16 protein-coding genes are annotated in these 19,385 nt (G+C 72.7%); 9 read left to right on the top strand and 7 right to left on the bottom strand.

Annotated elements, in window-relative coordinates; genetic code table 11:
- Positions 1-57: 57 nt before the first annotated feature.
- From DPA01S_RS00205 to DPA01S_RS00195, 3 genes are all read right to left on the bottom strand, one after another.
- Complete coding sequence (locus DPA01S_RS00205) at positions 58-1,338, bottom strand: glycosyltransferase 87 family protein (protein WP_061913343.1); 1,281 nt, start codon at positions 1,336-1,338, stop codon at positions 58-60.
- Positions 1,335-2,963, bottom strand: a complete 1,629-nt coding sequence (locus DPA01S_RS00200; RefSeq protein ID WP_232302934.1) for a CCA tRNA nucleotidyltransferase — start codon at positions 2,961-2,963, stop codon at positions 1,335-1,337. Before DPA01S_RS00200 ends, DPA01S_RS00205 begins: the two co-directional genes overlap by 4 nt.
- A 132-nt stretch (positions 2,964-3,095) precedes the next feature.
- Positions 3,096-3,428 (bottom strand): putative quinol monooxygenase, encoded by a 333-nt coding sequence (locus DPA01S_RS00195; protein WP_061913341.1) that lies wholly within the window; start codon positions 3,426-3,428, stop codon positions 3,096-3,098.
- A gap of 181 nt (positions 3,429-3,609) precedes the next feature.
- Between DPA01S_RS00195 and DPA01S_RS00190 the strand changes: the two genes are divergently transcribed.
- The 9 genes from DPA01S_RS00190 (at position 3,610) to DPA01S_RS00150 (ending at position 15,626) form a co-directional block, all read left to right on the top strand.
- A complete protein-coding gene (locus DPA01S_RS00190) occupies positions 3,610-4,641 on the top strand; it encodes an alpha/beta hydrolase (RefSeq protein ID WP_061913339.1) in 1,032 nt (343 codons plus the stop codon).
- Between the two features lie 69 nt (positions 4,642-4,710).
- Complete coding sequence (locus DPA01S_RS17140; RefSeq protein WP_232302933.1) at positions 4,711-6,009, top strand: NUDIX hydrolase; 1,299 nt, start codon at positions 4,711-4,713, stop codon at positions 6,007-6,009.
- Positions 6,006-8,612: a hypothetical protein gene (locus DPA01S_RS00180; RefSeq protein WP_232302932.1), complete on the top strand. Its 2,607-nt coding sequence runs from the start codon at positions 6,006-6,008 to the stop codon at positions 8,610-8,612. The genes DPA01S_RS17140 and DPA01S_RS00180 overlap by 4 nt, the downstream gene beginning before the upstream one ends.
- Positions 8,609-10,486 (top strand): lipid II flippase MurJ, encoded by a 1,878-nt coding sequence (locus DPA01S_RS00175; RefSeq protein WP_061913336.1) that lies wholly within the window; start codon positions 8,609-8,611, stop codon positions 10,484-10,486. The genes DPA01S_RS00180 and DPA01S_RS00175 overlap by 4 nt, the downstream gene beginning before the upstream one ends.
- Positions 10,487-10,573: 87 nt before the next feature.
- Positions 10,574-12,190 (top strand): protein kinase family protein, encoded by a 1,617-nt coding sequence (locus DPA01S_RS00170; RefSeq protein WP_061913334.1) that lies wholly within the window; start codon positions 10,574-10,576, stop codon positions 12,188-12,190.
- 50 nt (positions 12,191-12,240) lie between these two features.
- Positions 12,241-12,858, top strand: coding sequence for an RNA polymerase sigma factor SigM (sigM, locus tag DPA01S_RS00165; protein WP_061913332.1), 618 nt, complete (start codon positions 12,241-12,243; stop codon positions 12,856-12,858).
- A gap of 133 nt (positions 12,859-12,991) precedes the next feature.
- Positions 12,992-13,924: a thioredoxin-disulfide reductase gene (gene trxB, locus DPA01S_RS00160; RefSeq protein ID WP_061913330.1), complete on the top strand. Its 933-nt coding sequence runs from the start codon at positions 12,992-12,994 to the stop codon at positions 13,922-13,924.
- Positions 13,925-13,962: 38 nt separating this feature from the next.
- Positions 13,963-14,307 carry a thioredoxin gene (gene trxA / locus DPA01S_RS00155; RefSeq protein WP_007629616.1) on the top strand — a complete coding sequence of 115 codons (345 nt, stop codon included), beginning with the start codon at positions 13,963-13,965 and terminating at the stop codon, positions 14,305-14,307.
- Positions 14,308-14,435: 128 nt separating this feature from the next.
- Positions 14,436-15,626 carry an N-acetylmuramoyl-L-alanine amidase gene (locus DPA01S_RS00150; protein WP_061913328.1) on the top strand — a complete coding sequence of 397 codons (1,191 nt, stop codon included), beginning with the start codon at positions 14,436-14,438 and terminating at the stop codon, positions 15,624-15,626.
- 78 nt (positions 15,627-15,704) lie between these two features.
- Here DPA01S_RS00150 and DPA01S_RS00145 read toward each other — a convergent pair whose 3' ends face one another.
- The 4 genes from DPA01S_RS00145 to rsmG form a co-directional block, all read right to left on the bottom strand.
- Entirely contained in the window at positions 15,705-16,367 is a 663-nt protein-coding gene (locus DPA01S_RS00145; protein ID WP_061913326.1) for a hypothetical protein, read from the bottom strand.
- Entirely contained in the window at positions 16,364-17,536 is a 1,173-nt protein-coding gene (locus DPA01S_RS00140) for a ParB/RepB/Spo0J family partition protein (protein WP_061913323.1), read from the bottom strand. The genes DPA01S_RS00145 and DPA01S_RS00140 overlap by 4 nt, the downstream gene beginning before the upstream one ends.
- Positions 17,533-18,537, bottom strand: coding sequence for a ParA family protein (locus tag DPA01S_RS00135; RefSeq protein WP_061913321.1), 1,005 nt, complete (start codon positions 18,535-18,537; stop codon positions 17,533-17,535). The genes DPA01S_RS00140 and DPA01S_RS00135 overlap by 4 nt, the downstream gene beginning before the upstream one ends.
- Before the next feature lie 110 nt (positions 18,538-18,647).
- Positions 18,648-19,367: a 16S rRNA (guanine(527)-N(7))-methyltransferase RsmG gene (rsmG, locus tag DPA01S_RS00130; RefSeq protein WP_061913319.1), complete on the bottom strand. Its 720-nt coding sequence runs from the start codon at positions 19,365-19,367 to the stop codon at positions 18,648-18,650.
- Between the last annotated feature and the right edge of the window lie 18 nt (positions 19,368-19,385).

Here is a 19,385-nt window from a genome sequence, read left to right as displayed (position 1 = left end):
CACAGGCCACGCGGAGCGCTTGACGCGATCCCGCCGGACAGGTCGGGGGAGGCGCGGTCAGCGGGCTAGCGCGCGGTCCAGCACCACGGGCTGGCGGGGGTCGCCGCCCAGATCGGGCCGGCCCAGGCGGGCCGCCCGCAGCCCGAGCACCACCAGGAACACCAGCGCCCAGATGAGGTAGGCGTTGCCGACGAGGTGCTCGACCGGGCTCCAGCCCAGCTCGCGGCCCTCACTGTTCGGCACCCACCACTGGGGAGTCGCCAGGAAGATCACCACGCCGCTGACGGCGATGCCCAGCCAGAGGCGCTCGTCGCGGCCACCCCGTCGTCCCGCACGGTCGGCCCACACCAGCGCGAGCACGACCGCCGGCACCGCCCACACCCAGTGGTGGCCCCACGACACGGGCGAGCAGAACAGCGCGACGTGACCCACCGCCACCGCAGCGGCGACCTCCTGACCAGACCGCAGCAGACGCCACGCGACCCACGCGATACCCAGCCCGATCGTCGCGGCGACGAGGAACCACACGATCGACGCGGCGGTGTCCTCGAGGCCGAGACGGTAGACGACGCCGTTCACCGACTGGTTGGAGGTGAACGCGAGGCCGCCGATCCGCTCGGGATCACGGATGGCGAAGCTCCAGTAGCGGGCGGAGTCGTCAGGCGCGAGCAGGTGGCCGAGGCCGGTGAACGCCAGCGCCGACACCACCGCCGTGGCCAACCCTCGCCAGTCCCGCCGCAAGAAGAAGTACAGCAGGAACACCGCGGGCGTGAGCTTGATGGCCATCGCGAGCCCGGTGAGCGTGCCGCCCCACCACCGCCCGCGGCCGAGGATGACGTCGACCAGCACCAGCGCCATGAGGAACACGTTGACCTGCCCGAACCCGATCGTCTCCCGGACCGGGCCGGACCACAGCGCCACCACCATGACGGCGGCCGTGAGCCACCACAGCTCACGCGCCGGCCGCTCACACGTGCGCGTGAGCACCAGCTGCACGACGAGCGCCAGCACCGCGATGGTCGCCAGCGTGACGAGCGCGGACGCCACAGGCAGCGGCACCAGCGTGAGCAGCGAGAAGATCTGCGCGGACAGCGGGGGATAGGTGAACGGCAGGTGCGCGCCCTGCGCCAGCTGCGGCAGTTCGCCGTACAGCTCACCGCCGTCGCGGAACACCTGCCCGCCGACGCGGTAGACGTCGAGGTCGATGCGGTACGGCGGGATCTGTTGCAGGCCGGGGACGCCGACGGTGTGCATCAGCGTGCCGACGCAGGCCAGGACGACGACGACGAGGCGACCGACCGCTGACGAGAGGTAGCGGTCGACCGCTCCGCCGGTCACGCCGGGTCGCCGTTCTGCCGGTCCGTGTCGGATCCCCCGGTCGGCTGGTCCCCGCCGTTCTGCTCGGCCCACCATCTGAGGAGTTCGGCCTCGGCCTCGTCCCGGTCGAGCGGGCCGCGGTCCAGGCGGAGTTCCTTGAGGAACGACCACGCGCGGCCGACGTCGGGACCGGGCCCCAGGCCGAGCAGGGTCATGATCTCGTTGCCGTCGAGGTCGGGGCGGACCCGGGCGAGGTCCTCCTTCTCCTCGATCTCGGCGATCCGCCTCTCCAGCGAGTCGTAGTTGGCCTGCAGCTTCGCCGCGCGGCGCCGGTTTCGGGTGGTGCAGTCGGCGCGCACGAGCCGATGCAGGCGGGGAAGCAGGTGACCGGCGTCCGAGACGTAGCGGCGCACGGCCGAGTCGGTCCACTGGCCCTCGCCGTACCCGTGGAAGCGCAGGTGCAGGAACACCAGTCCCGAGACGTCCTCGATCATCTGCTTGGGGTATTTCAGGGCGCGCATGCGCTTGCGGACCATCTTGGCGCCGACCACCTCGTGGTGGTGGAACGTCACGCCGCCGCCGGGTTTGGGCGCGCGGGTGGCCGGCTTGCCGATGTCGTGCAGCAGTGCGGCCCAGCGCAGGACGAGGTCGGGGCCCTCCGGCTCGAGGTCGATGGCCTGCTTGAGCACGGTCAGCGAATGCCAGTAGACGTCCTTGTGCTGCATGTGCTCGTCCCGCTCGAGCTTCATGCCGGGCACCTCGGGCAGCACGTGGTCGGCCAGGCCGGTCTCGCACAGCATGTTGATGCCGTCGATCGGGTAGTCGCCGAGAATGGTCTTGTCGAGCTCGGCCCGGACCCGCTCCGCGGTGATGCGGTCGATCTCCGCGGTCATCTCCGTCATCGCCCGGAACACGCGCGGCGCTAGGGTGAAGCCGAGCTGGGAGACGAAGCGGCACGCCCGCAGCATGCGCAGCGGGTCGTCGGCGAAGGACTGCTCGGGCGCGGCCGGGGTGTCGAGCACTCCGGCCAGTAGCGCGTCCATCCCGTTCAGCGGGTCGACGAACTCGTGCCGGCCGTCGGGGTGCAGCCGCACCGCCATGGCGTTGACGGTGAAGTCGCGCCGCACCAGGTCCCCGTCGAGGGTGTCCCCGTAGACGACCTCGGGGTTGCGGGTGACCCCGTCGTAGGAGTCGGCGCGGAAGGTCGTGATCTCGATCTGCTGCTCGATCCCGTCGCCGTCCCGCTTGACGGCGGACAGGGTGCCGAACTCGATCCCCGTGTCCCACACCGCGTCCGCGTAGCGGTCGAGGATCTCCCGGACCGTCTCCGGGCGGGCGTCGGTCGTGAAGTCCAGGTCCGTGCCGAGACGCCCGAGCACGGCGTCGCGGACGCTGCCGCCCACGAGGTACAGCTCGTGCCCGGCCTCACCGAACGCCGCGGCCAGCGGGGACAGCACGTCGGCGAGCTGGTTGAGGGTGGTCTGGGCGCCGGCCAGCAGTCTGACCCGCCGGGCCTCGACCTCCGCCGGATCGGGCCTGGCGCCGGGGCCGTCCTGCAGACCCGAGAACACCGCGGCATCGTGTCGGTCGGAGGCGGCACGATCGTCGGCGGCGCTGCGATCGGAGGTCGGTCTGCGGGCTGTCACGGCGCTGACTTTACCGAGTGGGCCCGACATGCCCCTGCCGGGCGGAGAACCGGCGCGGGCCGCCCCCGGACGTGCCGGTTCGCCACCGCCCGCGGTCCGCCCGCGGTCCGCCCGCTCGACCCGCCGCGGGTCTCAGTCGTCCGCCGCGACCGCCTTGGACCACAGCGGCTCGACCGCCTCGACCTCCGGCGGACCGCTCAGCAGGTCCCCCGCCTCCTCGAGATACCGCAGGTAGGCCGGGTTACCGAGGAACTCCTGCGCGGCGGCCGCGTCCCGGTAGTGCTGGAACACCACCATCACGTCCGGGTCGACGTACGAGGCGCACAGGACGTAGGCGCGATGCCCGTCGTTGGCCTGTACCGCCTCGGGCATGTGCCGACGCCACGCCTCGATCAGATCCTCGCGACGGCCCGGCTTGGCCCGGTGTCGCAGGACCAGGGCGTGCGCGGGCGGGCCAGAGCTCATACAGCGGACTCTAGCCGCGCCCGGGTAGCCGGTCCCGCCTCACGTGGCGCCCACCCCGTCACCCTGTGTTCGGTGACAGGAGTGACTTAGAGTGACGGGCGTGTCTCGTCGTCGTCGCCCCCGTCCACGCCTGTCACCCACTCGTCGGACCGGTGCCCCGGCCGCCGTCACCCTCGCGGCGGTGGCAGCTCTGACCGGCGCGGCGGTCACCCTGACCGCGGTCGTCCCCGGGACCGTCCCCGCGGCGGCCGCCCAGTCCTCCGGAGGGGTCGACACCTCCACCGCCCTGGGCTTCACCACCGCACCGCGACCCACGGCCCCGCCGCCTGCCGACCGCTCCCGCCCGCAGGTCCTGCGCGTCCAGCCCGTGGAGGGCCGCAAGGTCCTCGCCGACGTGTGGTCGCCGGCCATGAACAAGGCGGTGCCGACGTTCGTCCTCCTGCCCGCACGGCCCGCGCCGGCGCCGCTGCTGCTCCTGCTCAACGGCGTCGGCGGCGGCGAGGACCACGTCGGCTGGGCCTACCACACCGACTACCAGGACTTCTTCGCCGACAAGCACGTCCTCGTCGCCAGCCCCGAGGGCGGCCGGTTCAGCCTCTACACCGACTGGCAGCGACCCGACCCCGTCCTCGGCGTCAACCGCTGGCACACCTTCCTCGACTCCGAGCTGCCCGCCGCGCTCGCCGGCGCCTGGGGGCTCAACGGCACCCGCGGCGTGATCGGCGTGTCCATGTCCGGCGGCCCGGCCCTCACCCTCGCCGCGACCGGCCGTCACCACTACGCGGCCGCCGCGTCCCTGTCCGGCTTCCCCGAGGTCTCCACGCCGCTCGGCCGCGCCGCCATGACGGCGATGGTGGCCCGCGGCGGCGGCAACGTGCACAACGCGTGGGGCGCCCCCGGGGACCCGGCGTGGCTCCACAACGACCCGTCGCACGACGTCGAGCGACTCCGCGGCACCGCTCTCTACCTCGCCTCCGCGCCGGGCAACCCCGGGCCCGACGAGGCCGCGGGGTCCGGCTCGGCGACCCTTGCGATCGGCGCCCCCACCGAGCTCGCCGCCGACCTGGGGACCCGCCACATGGCCGCCGCGCTGCGGGCCGGCGGCGTGCCGTTCACCTATGACCGCTACTCCAGCGGCGCGCACACCTTCGGCCTGTTCTCCCGCGAGCTGCGCGACTCGTGGCGGGTCGTCGGGCCGGCGCTCGGGGCCTGACCCCGCGCGGTGCGGCGACGGCACGCCGTGGATTCCGGTCAAGTCACCCCCGGCCGGTAGCATCGATGGGTGTCCGAAGCCGATCGTCCCGCCGAACCGCGCGCCAACGCGCCGCGGCGTCGTCGTTCGCGTCGGCCGGCCGGACCCGGCTCGGCCGGTCGTGATTCCGCAGGTCACCGCCCGGATCGCGGCGGCGCGAAGGGCTCCGACGGGCAACGATCCGGTCACGGCGACGCCCCGAAGTCGGCCGCCCAGAACCCCTCTGGCGGCGCCGGCGGCGCGTCGGGCCCGAAGGCCGCCCAGGGCGGACAGTCCGGGGCCCCCGATGACGGTCAGCAGCGCCAGGGCCGGCGGCGCCGTCGCGGGGGCCGCGGACGGCGCGGTGGCCGGGGGCAGGGCCGTGCGGCCGAGGCCCAGAAGCAGCAGGGCGCCGACACCACCCACACGGTGAAGTCCGGTGACGGCACCGCCGGCGCGACCTCACGCCAGGCGCCCCGCCACGCGCGCGCCTCCAACCGGTCCCGATCCGGTGGGGGACAGGCGGCCTCGGCCAACACCACCCGCACGTCGCCGCCCGGGAAGGCCGGCGGCAAGGGCGGGTCCAAGGCCGGCGGCAAGACGGCCGCCAAGAACGCGCCCAAGACCGGTGCCAAGGCGGCGTCCAAGCCGGGCGCCCAGGGCGGCAAGGGCGGCGCCAAGAACGCCCGCGGCGGCCGCGGGGGAGCGCGCCATCCCCGCGGGGGCCAGCGCCTCAAGACCGTGCTGGAGACCTCGGCCGGCGGGCTGGTCGTGCGCGGTCTCGAGCGCGCCGCGAGCGGGCCCGAGCCGGACCTGTCCCGGCTCGAGGTCGCGCTCATCGGTCGCCTCGACCGGCGCGGCCGCATGCTGTGGTCCATGCCCAAGGGGCACATCGAGCCGGGCGAGACCGTCGAGGAGACGGCCCGACGCGAAGTGCTCGAGGAGACGGGCGTCGACGGCACGGTCCTGGCGGCGCTGGGCACCATCGACTACTGGTTCGTGGCCGAGGGTCGGCGCATCCACAAGACCGTCCACCACCACCTCATCCGCTACGACCACGGTGACCTGTGCGACGAGGACCCCGAGATCACCGAGGTCGCGTGGGTGCCGTTCGATGACCTGCCCCGCCGCCTGGCCTATCCGGACGAGCGGCGGCTGGTCGAGGCCGCCCGCACCCTGTTGCCGCAGCTCGCCCGCGCCGAGGCCGCAGGCGACAACCCTCCGCCCGCCGACGCGCAGGTGGTGGACCCGTCCCGCCGGGCCGACGGTCCGGAGCCGGTCCGCCGCAGTCACGCCCCGGGTTCCGCAGCCGCGCCCCGCGACGACTCCCCGGAGGAGTCAGGGCCGTGATCGGGCGGCCGGTTGGGCGTGCAGTCCGGGCGGTCGTCCCGACGGCGTTGTGCGCGGCACTGGCGATCGGACCGGGCTGGGGCGTCGGCACCGCGTGGGGCCCGGCCGCGGCCCGCGCGATCACCCCCGAGCAGGCCTCGGCCGCCGGCTACATCCCCAATCCGGCCCCCGCACTGGCCAGGATCAGCATCGACGAGCTCACCCCTCGGGTCCTCGACGGCGCGAACGACCCGGCGGCCGCCGGGGGCGGGGGAGGGGCCGCCGTCGGCACCGAGGCCGGCGTCCCGGTCGTCACGGTGTCGGGGACCATCACCAACGTCGGCGACACCCCGCTCGAGGCGGTTGACGTGCGCCTGCAGCGCGGGCCGCGGTCCGCCGACGCCGAGTCGGTGCGCGAACCGCTGGTGTGGTCGGAACCGTCGTTCGGGGTGCGCGGCGAGTTCGTCCGCGTGGCGGAGGCCGTGCCGCCGGGCGCGTCGGTGACGTACCGGGTCTCCATGCCCGCGCGCGCCGTGCCCGGTGATCCGGGCCCCGACCTGCAGCTCACCGAGCCCGGCGTCTACCCGCTGCTCGTCAACGTCAACGGCACGCCCGCGGGCGGATCCCCCGCGCGCCTCGACGACGCCCGCACCCTGTTGCCCGTGCTGGAGGCGCCGCGGCCGGCGACAGTGCCGGGGGTCGACGACGACGAGGTGGTCGACCCCACGCCGGCGGACGAGCAGGGTCCGGCGCCGGTCCCGCTGACGGTGCTGTGGCCGCTGGCCTCGTCACCGACGCGGGTCGCGGCGGTGCCCGGTGTCGAGGGTCCCGATCCCGTGGTGATGCTGACCGACGATTCCCTCCTGCGGGAGCTGTCGGACTCCGGTCGCCTCACCGGTCTGGTCCGCGCGGCCGACGAGGCGTTCGACGGACCCGGGGGTCAGGAGCTGCGGCGTTCGATGTGCCTGGCGGTGGATCCGTCGCTGCTGGGGACGGTGTCGGAGATCGCGGGCGGCCGCACCGTGGTGATCTCCGACGACGCCGGATCCGATCGCACGGGTGACTCCTCCGCGCGTGGCGCCAGGGTCCGCGGCGGTGGCGACGACGACTCCGGGTCCGGCGGCGCCACCACGCGCCCGGCCGATCCGGAGGCCGTCGCCGCGGACGCCACACGGTGGTTGGACGAGCTGCGTGCCCTTTCCGACGGCGCGTGCGTGGTGAGCCTGCCGGCCGCGCAGGCGGGCCTCGAGTCGGTCGCGGCGGTGGGGTCCACCGACCTCACGCGTGCGGCGCTCGACAACGCGGGCTCGGTCGAGCGGATCCTCGGGGTGGCGCCCGTCCCCGACGTGGTCGTGCCCGCCTCGGGCACCCTGGCGCCGGGCACCGCCGAGGCCCTCGCCCCGCAGGGTGGTGGCGCGGGCAGCGCAGTGGTGGCCGCGCCGTCCACCCGCACCGACACCGGCCTCGTGCCGCCCCCCGGGATCGTGGGACTGGCCGGCACGGCGGTCGGGCGCGCGCTGACCTACTCCGCGACGATCGGCTCGGCCCTGGCCGCGACCGGCGACGTGCCGGAGAACCCGCGCTACTCGGACCCGGACACCCGGTACTGGCTCACGGCCGACTCGCCGGCGGCCCGGCTCCAGGACGCCCGCGCGGCCCTGCTGGCGCCGGTGGTGGACGCGATCGACGCGACGAGTGGCCCGGGGGACGCCACGGCGGACGCTCAGGGCGTCCTCGCCGTGCCGCCGCAGGTGTGGACCGTCGACGGGGAATCGGCCGGCTCCCTGCTCGAGTCGCTCGGCGCCCAGCTGACGGCCGGCCGCATGCGGGCGCTCCCGCTCACCGAACGCCTCACCAGCCCCGTGACCGTCCCCGACGGGACCCTCGCCCCGGATCCGACGGGCGCGGTCGACCCCGGCGCGCCCGACCCCGCCGGCGCGGACCGGCGCATCGCCACCGCCCTCGAGGCCGTCGGCACGCTCCGCTCGTTGGTCGACACCTCCGATCCGACCTCCGCGGGCGCCCAGGATCACCTCGACCCGATGGTCACCGACGCCCTGCGGGTCCTCTCGGAGACCGGGCGGCGGGCCGGCGGCGACGGTGTGGACCCCGGATCCGGGACCGGCGAGGACGCACTGGCCCGGTCCGCCGCGCGACTCGACCGGCTCGAGGAGACGGTGACCGCCTCCCTCGACCGCGTCGACCTCCTGCCGCCGGGCAGCGTCTTCACGATGGCCAGCCCCAACAGCCCGCTCCTGCTCGTGACACGCAACGCCCTGCCGTTCCCGGTCCGCGTCGGCGTGACGGTGACCGCCCCGGAGGACATCCGGGTGGATCCGGTGGGGGTCGTCCAGATCCCGGCGAGCGGATCGCGCACCCTGCAGGTGCCCACCCAGTCCGACGCCGAGGGCGGCACCCGGCACGCCGTGACCTTCATGCTCACCGGACCCGACGGCCGACCGCTGTCGGAGCCGGTGGAACTGTCCGTCCAGACCGGCGGGTACCCGGTCGCGCAGGCATTCGCGTTGGCCGCGGCGGCGCTCGCCCTCGTCCTCGGGGGTCGGCGCTACCTGCGCTACCGTCGGGGCATCCTCGACCCCGCGGACGAAGGGCACCGACCGTGAACGACGAGCAGGGGTCCACCGGACCCGAACTGCGCAGACCGGATCCCGGCCTCAGGGCCAGGCGGCGTGAGTCGGGCAGCTGCGTGCTGCCCGGCCCGGCGTCGCCGCCGCCGGTCGCCGACTCGTTCGTTCCCGACGCGATCCCTACCCCAGCCATGACGGCCGCCTCCGTGGGCGCGGGGGCCCCGGCTGCCGGCACGTCCACGGACGGGTCCTCCGAGTCCCGCTCCGGGGGCGGGACCGGGGGCCGCACGCGCGACTCGTCCGACGCGTCCGTGATGCGGTCGACGGGCTCGATGGCCGTGGCCAACCTCGCGAGCCGTATCACCGGGTTCGTCCGGATGATCCTCATCCTCACCGTGCTGGGCCCCGCGGTCGCGTCGGCGTTCAACACCGCCAACACGCTGCCCAACATGATCACCGAGCTCGTGCTGGGTTCGGTGCTCACGGCCATGTTCATGCCGCTGCTGGCCAAGGCGGCGCAGGAGGACGCGGACGGGGGAGTGTCCTTCATCCGCCGCCTGCTCACCGTCACCTCGGCGCTCGCGCTCGGCGCGACGGTGCTCGCCGTGGCGTGCGCGCCGCTGCTCACCGAACTCAACCTCGGCGACGGCGAGGTCAACACCGACCTGGCCACCGCGTTCGCGTTCCTGCTGCTTCCGCAGATCTTCTTCTACGGCGTGTTCTCCGTGATGCTGGCGGTGCTCAACTACAACGGCGTCTTCCGGCCCGGCGCGTGGGCGCCGGTGTGGAACAACGTCGTCGCGATCGCCACGCTCGCCCTGTTCGCGGTGGTGGGCAGCGGTATCGACCCTGCGGCGCCGGTCAACCTGCTCAGCGGCCCGATCCTGCTGCTCGGTCTGGGCACGACGCTCGGCGTGGTCGTCCAGGCCGCCGTCCTCGTCCCCGCGCTGCGCCGCGCCGGTGTCGACCTGCGCCCGCAGTGGGGGCTCGACCCGCGGATCAAGCAGTTCGGCGGGCACGCGCTGGCCGGCGTGACGTACGTGCTCATCTCGCAGGTCGGTCTGGTCATGACCAACCGCATCGGCGCCGCCGCCGACGAGGCCGCCATCGCGATCTACCAGACCTATTGGCTGCTGCTGCAGGTCCCGTACGGGATCATCGGCGTCACGCTGCTCACGGCGATCAACCCCCGCCTGGCGGACAACGGCGTCGCCGGCCGGAACGACGCGGTCGTGCGCGACATCTCGCTGGGCACCCGGCTGTCCCTGTTCGGCCTCCTGCCGATCATCGCCTTCATGACGGCGTTCGGGCCGACCATCGCCACGGGCCTGTTCCGCTACGGCAACTTCGACGCCGACAGCGCCCGGGTCCTCGGCCTCACCGTGGCCGCCGGCGCCTTCACCCTGGTGCCCTACGCGATCGTACTCCTGCAGCAGCGCGTCTTCTACGCCCGTGAGGACTACTGGACGCCCACGGTGATGATCCTCGCGATCACCGTCGTCCGGGTCGTCCTCTCGCTCCTCGTCCCCGCGGTCGCGGACGAGCGCTCGCACGTGGTGATCGGCCTCGCCCTGGCCAACGGCATCGGCTGGGTCGTCGGCGCGGTGGCCGGGTACGTCCTGCTCCGCTCGAAGCTCGGGTCGTTGCGCGGCCGGGAAACCCTCCGGTCCGCCGCGTGGACGCTCGGCGCCTCGGTCGCCGGCGCCCTGGTGGCCCTCGCGGTGGACACGGTGCTGCCGATGGACGCGCTCACCGACGCCGTCGGCAGCATCGGCTACGTGCTCCGCGCGGCGCTCGCCGGTGTCCTCACCCTCGCGGTCACCGGGCTGGTCCTGTCGAGATCCCGTCTGCCGGAACTGGACTCCATCACCCCCGTTCTCCGCGGCCTCGTGGGGCGTCTGAGGCGATAGTCGATTCCCCGGGCGGGCGGTACGTACACTCGAGGGATCACGAGCGGCCGACGGGAGGCCGGGCGCACCAGGCGAGGAGGACAGCGGGTGGGCGATCAGACCGGGGCCCCCGTGGGGTCCGCTTCCCCCACTCCTCCTCGTCTGACCGTCGGCGGCCTCGTCTCCGGTGGCCGGTACGAACTGCTCGAGCCGTGCGGCGGCGTCGCCGGGCAGGCGTTCTGGAAGGCCCGCGACCGGCGCCTCGACAGGTTCGTCGCCCTCACCTTCGTCGACCCCCTTCCCGGCGAGCAGCCCCCGGGCTCGGCCACCGGGGTCCTCGACCGGACCGTCGCCCTGACGTCCGTCTACTCCGACGGCCTCGCGCGCGTGCTCGACGTCATCCGCGGCCGCGCGGGCGGCATCGTCGTCACCGAGTGGATCCCGGGCCGCAGTCTCGCCGCCGCCGTCGCGGAACCCGACCCGGATTCCGCCGTGGGCGCGGTGTGGGGCCTGTCCGACGCCGCGACCCGCGCCGAGGAGGCCGGCCTCGCCCTCGGGTTGGACTCGCCGGACCGGGTCCGCCTCACCGAGGACGGGCGCGCCGTCCTGTCCTTCCCCGGAGTGCGCGAGGGCGCGGACGCCCGCGCCGACGTGCGGGGTCTGGGCGCGGTCCTCTACGCGCTGCTCACCGGGACGTGGCCGCTGCCCCTTCCCGACGGGTCCGACCGGCACGATCCGGCCGACGGGCGCCCGGGGGAGGCCCCGAGGGGCGACGACGACGAGGTCCTCGATCCCACGGTGGTCGGTTCCGGGGTCTCGCCCGAGTCCGCCGTGCTGGCGATGCGGACGCTCGACGGGTCGTCGGTGAGCTCGGCGGCCACGGTGAGATCCATGGTGGCCGACCGCGTCGGCGGGCCGGTGCGCGCCGCGCGTGTCACCCGCCCGGTAGACCCGGACCCGGCGGGCGGGGCGTACGACGGGGCGTACGCGGGCGGGACCGCTGAGCCGTACTCCGAGCCGGACCCGGAGACGCAGAAGCGCCGGTGGCAGATCATGGCCGGCACCTCCGCCGCGGCGGTCGTGGTGATCGTCCTGGTCCTCACGTGGTTGCTCGGCGGCTTCGGCGGCACGAGCAACAACACGCCGTTGTCGCAACAGCTCGACGCGATCGAGCGGGCCGCCCAGGCCAGCCGGGCGTCCCAGACCACCGAACCTGCGCCGGAGGACCAGGCGGACACCGAGGAGACCGAGCGGGACACCCCGGACACGCCGGTCGAGGTCTCGACCGTGACGACCTGGCAGCCGGCGTCCTCGGCCGGCACGGCGGAGAACTCGGCGAGCGCGCCGAACGTGGCCGACGGTGACCGGTCCACCTCGTGGTCGAGCGACACCTACCGCGCGCAGATCGGCGACTCGCCGTCCGCCTACAAGCCGGGCATCGGGCTGATGTTCACCCTCGACGGCGAGCAGGAGGTCCGGCGGGTGGTCCTGCACTCCGAGGACGACGACGTGCGCTTCGAGGTGCGCTCGTCGCCCACCGCGACGCCGAGCTCCCTCGACGAGACCACCCGGCTCGGGACGGGCACCGTCCGCGACGGCGAGGCGACCGTGACGATCGACGAGCCCGAGGAGTCGCGGTACCTCCTCGTGTGGATCACCCGGCTCGGCACGTCCGGTGCCCAGGCCTACGACGCCGAGATCACCGAGGTCGAGCTCACCCGCTGACCCGCCCGGCGCCGAGGTGGCACCCCCACCGGCCGAGGCACCGGGTTACCGTGACGCCCGTGAACACCGGTGCCACCGTCACCCCCGCCCCGGCGACGACGCGTGCGTCCCTGCGGGCGGAGTCCCCGCTGACGGACTCGGAGTTGATCGACGCGCACGTCGCCGGCGATCCGGACGCGTTCTCCGCGCTCGTCCGCCGTCACTACGACTACCTGTGGCGGCTGGCCATCCGGACGTCGTTCAACCGCGATGACGCCGCGGAGGCCCTCCAGGAGGCCCTCGTCTCGGCGTACCGCAAGGCGGACACGTTCAAGCACGCCTGCCCCGTCCAGGGATGGCTCTACCGGATCGTGGTCAACGCGTGCCTGGACAAGATGCGCGCCCAACGCCTGCGTACCCATACGCAGCTCACCGCGTCACTGCACGAGCAGGTCACCCTGCGCGACCACTTCCACCAGGATCCCGCCTACGCGATCATCGTCGCCGAGGCGCTGGCGGGCCTGCCCGACGATCAGCGCGACGCCGTCGTCGTCGTCGACATGTTGCGGTGCACCGTGGCCGAGGCCAGCCACCTGCTCAACGTCCCCCCGGGCACCATCAAGAGCCGGTGCGCCCGCGGCCGCGCCAAGCTCGCCGTCCTCCTCGAGGGGGTCACCCTCACCGCGTGAGGGGGAGACCGGGGACACTGGGGGAACAAGCCGCCCCACCCGCGTGTTGAGCCCTGGTGAGTAGGCCTGACACGGTGGTGCAGGTCCGCCACCCTCCCCATCGACCGCCCACCCCGAGGAGCCCCGAGAACTCATGAGCGACACCGTCCACGACGTCATCATCGTCGGATCCGGCCCGGCCGGCTACACCGCCGCCATCTACTCCGCGCGGGCCGAGCTCAAACCGGTGGTCTTCGAGGGGTCGCAGTTCGGTGGTGCGCTCATGACCACCACCGACGTGGAGAACTTCCCGGGCTTCGCCGAGGGCATGATGGGCCCGGACCTCATGATGCAGATGCGCGAGCAGGCCGAGCGGTTCGGCGCCGACCTCCGGATGGAGGACGTCACGTCGATGGACCTGGCCGGCGACGTGAAGATCGTCCGCGTCGGCGAGGAGGAACACCGTGCCCGCGCCGTCATCCTCGCGATGGGCGCGGCCGCCCGCTACCTCGGCGTCCCGGGGGAGCAGGAGTACCTCGGCCGCGGCGTGAGCTCGTGCGCCACCTGCGACGGCTTCTTCTTCCGCGACAAGCCCATCGTGGTGGTCGGCGGCGGCGACTCGGCCATGGAGGAGGCGACCTTCCTCACCAAATTCGGCTCCTCGGTGACGATCGTTCATCGCCGCGAGGAGTTCCGCGCGTCGAAGATCATGCTCGAGCGGGCCCGCGAGAACGAGAAGATCTCCTTTATCCTCAACACGACCGTCGACCAGGTCGTCGCCGGCAGCACCGGCTCGGTCGAGAAGCTGTGCCTGCGCAACACGGTCACCGGGGAGACGAGTGAGCTCGAGACCGCCGCGATGTTCGTGGCGATCGGCCACGACCCGCGGTCGGAGCTCGTGCGCGACCAGGTCGAGGTGGACGAGGACGGCTACGTCCTCACCGACCAGACCACCGCCACCTCCATCCCCGGGGTCTTCGCCTGCGGCGATCTCGTCGACAAGCGCTACCGCCAGGCCATCACCGCCGCCGGTTCCGGCTGCTCGGCGTCGATCGACGCCGAGCGTTGGCTCGCCGAGCAGGCCTGACCACAGCCACCCGAACCTCCACCGAAAGGACCGCCATCATGGCCGACACCCCCAACATCGTCGACGTCACCGAGGCCGACTTCGCCGACGCCGTCCTCGCCGCCAGCGCCTCCAAGCCGGTGCTCGTGGACTTCTGGGCCACCTGGTGCCGCCCGTGCACCATGATGGCGCCGGTCCTCAACGAACTCGCGGGCGCCGAGGCCGACAAGCTCACGGTCGCCAAGGTGGACGTCGAGGCCAACCAGGAGTTGGCCGCCGAGTACCAGATCACCGCGATCCCCGCGCTCCTGCTGTTCTCCGAGGGACAGCCCGTGAAGCGCCTCACCGGCGCGAAGTCCAAGTCGGCCCTGCGCTCGGAGCTCAGCGACGTCCTGGGATCCTGAGGGTCCCGCAAGAAGCTGCTGAGAGACCCCCTGAGCCGTTCCCCCGCCGCGCGGCGCGGGAACGGCACTCGGGTGGGTGAGGCGGTAAGTTCATTCGAGTACGTAACTCGAGAGAGCGGGAGGAACCCATGGCGTGGAGGCGTGGTGACCGCGGGCCCGAGGTGGCCGCGATCCGGGCCACCCTCGCTGGGATGGGCCTGCTTCACAACATCGATTCGGTCGGGGTCACCGAGCCGGAGACCGGTTCGGTCCTCGCCCGGACCGACGCGGTGTTCGACGCCGATCTCGAGACGGCCGTTCTGGCCTTCCAGCAGGCCCGTGGGCTGATCTCCGACGGGATCGTGGGTCCGGCGACCCAGGCCGCCCTCGACGACGCCAGCCACGTCCTGGGGACGCGGGATCTGAGCTACATCGTCTCCAAGCCCATGGCCGGGGACGACGTCGCCCAGCTCCAGCGCCGGCTCGGGGAGCTCGGTTTCTACGCCGGTCTCGTCGACGGGACCTTCGGCGCCCTCACCCACGCTGCGGTCACCGACTTCCAGCGGGACTGCGCCCTCGAGGCGGACGGCGTGGTGGGCGCCGAGACCCTCGACACCATCAACCGCTTCTCGACCCTCTTCAAGGGCGGCGACGTGGCGTCCCTCGTGGAGAAGGAGCGCGCCCGTACCTCCGGTCCGATGCTCGCCGGCAAGCGGATCGTGCTCGATCCCGGCCCCAGCGGTTCCGAGAACCCGATCCGCATCGAGACCCCGAACGGAACGATCACGGATGCCGAGCTCTTGTGGGACATCACGCGACGCCTCTCCGAGCGGATGAACCAGGCCGGCGTGGAGGTCTTCCTCTCGCGGCCCGAGGCGATGATCCCCACCGATCCCGAACGCGCGGAGATCGCCAACGCGTTCAACGCCGACCTCGTGATCTCCCTGCGGCTCGACCGGCATCCCAATCCCGTGGGCAACGGGGTCGCGACCTTCTACTTCGGTAACTCGCTGGGCGCGGAGTCCATGCTCGGTGAGGCTCTGTCGGGATTCATCCAGCGGGAGATCGTCAGCCGCACCGAGCTGCGGGACTGCCGCACCCACGGCCGCAGCTGGCCACTGCTGCGGATGACCCGTATGCCGTCCGTGCAGATCTACCTCGGGTACGCACACAACGCCGGCGACCTCGCCATCCTGGGGGACCGCGACGCGCAGGACACGATCATCGATTCGATCCTCGTGGGCGTCAAGCGCCTCTATCTACTCGACGAGGACGACCATCCCACCGGGTCTATGTCCGTCGACGACCTCATCGACTACGAGCAGCGCCAGCGCAGCTGAGCCCCGCGGCTCGCCCGGCACACGCATTCACGCGCTACCAGGCTCGCCCGGCACGTACTACCCGGCCCCGGCCGGACATCACGCCCGGGCCGACGCCCCCGACAACACGCCGACTCGGCGGGTGGCGAAGCCGTGCTCCGCGAACAGCTGATCGAGGGCGCGCTCGACGTCCGCCTTCCACAGGTGCTCGCTCTGGATATCGAGCCGGAGCCTCGGATGGGTCTCGTGCGGCGCGATGATGGTGAACCCGTGCTCGATGAGGAAGCTCGTCGCCGGCACGCACGAGTCCGCGCCGCACGTGTCACGTGACGCTATCTCGCCCGCGTCCTCGGACGTCACCCCGAAGGCCTCGATGGCCTTGATGCCGCGACTCCGCAGGTCCACCACGACCGCGTCGAGGAGCGAGGTGAGGACTCCGGCGGGGGCGCCATCCTCGACGCTCATCCCCGCCAGGAGGATCGCGTCGGCGCCGACCGGTGAGGTCGGGAAGCAGGACGCTCGGGGGATCATCCCCGGGGGCGCGTAGAACGCCGCCGCCGCGGGCTTGTCGGCGGCCCGGGCGATCTGTCCGCACACGCCCCACTCGAGCGAGACGTGGGAAATCCACGCCTCCTTCTCGAACTCCGGATCCCCGGGGGAGCCACTCGTCGACTCGCCGTCCGTCTGCCAATAGACGCAACGCCGGGCCCGCGGGCCGAGATGGTCCACGGCGGACAGGTCCAACGAACGAATCGAGATCATCGTGTCGTACCGGTCGACCCGCCCTCGAGTAGCGAGAGGACACGCGCCAGGTCGTCCGCGTCCCCGACATCGATCGTGATGCGGCCCTTGCGGCGACCCATCGTCACCGACACCGAGGTCTCGAAGCGGTCGGACAGTCGACCGGCCACCGCCTCGAGCTCGGGGTCCTTCCGACGACCGCGGGGAGCGGGCTTCGGCTTCTCCTCGGCATCTTCGGCATCACGGTTGGCCAGAGTGACGATCTCCTCCGTGGCGCGGACGGATAAGCCCTCCGCGACGATCCTCGCGGCGAGCTCGTCCTGCGCGGCCGCGCCCGCCTCCAGCCCGAGGAGCGCGCGGGCGTGCCCTGCGGACAGGACGCCTGCCGCAACCCTGCGCTGGACCGCCGTAGGGAGCTGGAGGAGACGGATACTGTTCGTGATGGCCGGCCTGGACCGCCCGATCCGGTTGGCGAGCTCGGACTGCGTCACGTTGAACTCGTCGAGCAGCTGCTGGTACGCGGCCGCCTCCTCCAGGGGATTGAGCTGCACTCGGTGGATGTTCTCGAGCAGGGCGTCGCGGAGGAGGTCCTCGTCCTCCGTCTGACGGACGATCGCGGGGATCGTCGCCAGCTCGGCCCGCTGGCTCGCGCGCCAGCGGCGCTCGCCCATGATGAGCTGATACCGGCCGCCGGACATCTCACGGACGACAATCGGCTGCAGTAGGCCGAACTCCTTCACGGAGTGCGCGAGTTCGGCGAGGGCCTCTTCGTCGAAGTAGGTCCGCGGCTGCTTGGGGTTCGGGTCGATGTCGCTCGGCGAGATCTCCCGGTAGACCGCGCCCGGATCGACCAGGTCAGCGGTTTCACGTGAAACCTCGCTCGTACGCTCGCCGCGATCGCCGGTCGGCGTTTCACGTGAAACAGCGCCCCGCTCACGACCCCCTCCTGCGGACGCCGAGGATTCGGCGCGGCCCGCACGGGACGCTCCGGCATCGCCGGCGGACTCCGCCGGCGCCGCGGTATCCGCAGCCGCGCGACGGGGGCGCGGGGGAGAGGTACGGGGACCGCCGGCGCGGGGGCCCAGGATCACGTCGGCCGCGTCGCTACCGAGCCGCGGGCCGTCCTCGGGTCCGGTCGGGATCAGGGCCGCCAGCCCACGTCCGAGACCACCCTTGCGTTGCTGACTCATCGACTCTCCTCCGGACGCGATTCGTCCGCGCTCATGCCGGGGGCGGGGGTGCCCACCAACTCGTCAGTCGTCGTATCGCCACCCGGGCTACTCGCCCCCCGGACGTCCGGCCCCCGGTCGCTTGCGCGCCGGCTGGTGACGCCCCGGCCGTTGATCTCGCGGGCGGCGTCGAGGTAGGCCAGGGCACCTCGGGATCCCGCGTCGTACTGGAGAATGGTCATCCCGAAACCCGGCGCCTCCGACACCTTGACGCTCCGAGGGATGACCGTCCGCAGCACCGTGTCGCCGAAGTGGTTCCGTACCTCGCCCGCGACCTGCTCGGCCAGCTTGGTCCGGCCGTCATACATGGTGAGCATGATGGTCGAGATCGCGAGCTCGGTGTTGAGGTGCTGCTGAATCAGCTCGACGTTGCGCAGCAGCTGCCCCACACCCTCCAGTGCGTAGTACTCGCACTGGATGGGGATGAGCACCTCGCTCGCGGCCACCATCGCGTTAACGGTGAGCAGGCCCAGGGAGGGCGGGCAGTCGAGGAAGACGTAGTCGATCCCGAGCAGCCGGAGATCGTCGGGGTGAAGGACCTCGGCCAGTCGCCGCTCCCGGTGGGGTAGGCCGACGAGCTCGATCTCCGAGCCCGCGAGATCGATGGTCGCGGGGATGCAGTACAGCTGCTCGGCGTGCGGGCTCTTCTGCATGAGGTCCTCGATCGAGGCCTCCCACATCAGCAGCTCGTAGCTCGACGGCGTCCCCTCGCGGTGGTCCACACCGAGAGCCGTGCTCGCATTCCCCTGAGGGTCCATGTCGATGACGAGGACACCGAGCCCACCGAGAGCCAGAGCTGCGGCGAGATTGACGGTGGACGTCGTCTTCCCGACGCCGCCCTTCTGGTTGGCGATCGTGATGATGCGCGGCGTCTCAGGCCGGGGGAGCGCGGGGGCATCCCCGTGGAGCACCTCGTTCGCCTGCCTCGCAGCCGCGAAAATCGGGGTCTCGTCGTCGGACATCCGTCACCTTTCGACTTCCATCATGGACACCGGCGGTGCAGCATCCGCTGCCCGTGGAGTCAGTGTTTCACGTGAAACCGACACGATCCCGGGCCGGATGCCCGGGCCGGTCACCGGACGCGTCGTCCTCCCCCGCGAGATCGCGAGCCACGGTGTCCCATCCTAGTCGCCAGACTGCCGATCACCAGTCTCGTCGGCTCCGCATCGGGGGCGGCCACGGTCTCGACGCGAAGCCCCTCGAAACCGAGCGTGGCGAGCGCCCCGCGATCCCGCTCGACCTCGTCTGCCGCGGACTCACCCTTCAGCGCGACCATTCGCCCGCCGACCCGGAGTAGGGGAGCGGACCACCCGGCCAGCTTGGCCAGCGGCGCGACCGCGCGGGACGTCACGACGTCGGCATTCCCCGCCGTCGCGATGACGGCCTTCTCCTCCGCCCGGCCACGCACCACTCGCACGTCGATACCGAGTTCGTCGATGATCTCCTCGAGGAACGTCACGCGCCGCAGCAGTGGTTCCACGAGCGTCACGCGGAGATCCGGTCGGGCGAGAGCGATCGGGATCCCGGGCAGGCCGCCGCCGCTGCCGATGTCCACGACCGCCTCCCCGTCCTCGAGCGCAGACGCCGCCGCAGCCGAGTTGAGCACGTGCCGATCCCACAGACGGGGACGCTCCCGCGGCCCCATCAGACCGCGCTCCAGTCCCGCGGTTCCGAGGAACTCGACGTACCGGATCGCCAGTGGGAGACGCTCGCCGAACACGTCCGCGGCGCCTGCGGGCACGCCGCCCAGGCCGCTGTCACGTGTCGTTTCATTAGTGGTGTCGTCGGTCATGGCGTTGCGCTACCTCCA

The organism is Dietzia papillomatosis NBRC 105045 (genome assembly GCF_001570845.1).
Lineage (GTDB): Bacteria > Actinomycetota > Actinomycetes > Mycobacteriales > Mycobacteriaceae > Dietzia > Dietzia cinnamea.
This window is presented reverse-complemented; position numbering and strand designations above follow the sequence as displayed.

Coding starts and splice junctions, on each gene's coding strand:
- DPA01S_RS00195 (WP_061913341.1), bottom strand. CDS start 3,428: ATGAGCTCTGGCCCGCCCGCGCACGCCCTGGTCCTGCGACACCGGGCC.
- DPA01S_RS00140 (WP_061913323.1), bottom strand. CDS start 17,536: ATGAGTCAGCAACGCAAGGGTGGTCTCGGACGTGGGCTGGCGGCCCTG.
- DPA01S_RS00135 (WP_061913321.1), bottom strand. CDS start 18,537: ATGTCCGACGACGAGACCCCGATTTTCGCGGCTGCGAGGCAGGCGAAC.
- rsmG (WP_061913319.1), bottom strand. CDS start 19,367: ATGACCGACGACACCACTAATGAAACGACACGTGACAGCGGCCTGGGC.
- DPA01S_RS00145 (WP_061913326.1), bottom strand. CDS start 16,367: ATGATCTCGATTCGTTCGTTGGACCTGTCCGCCGTGGACCATCTCGGC.
- trxA (WP_007629616.1), top strand. CDS start 13,963: ATGGCCGACACCCCCAACATCGTCGACGTCACCGAGGCCGACTTCGCC.
- DPA01S_RS00150 (WP_061913328.1), top strand. CDS start 14,436: ATGGCGTGGAGGCGTGGTGACCGCGGGCCCGAGGTGGCCGCGATCCGG.
- trxB (WP_061913330.1), top strand. CDS start 12,992: ATGAGCGACACCGTCCACGACGTCATCATCGTCGGATCCGGCCCGGCC.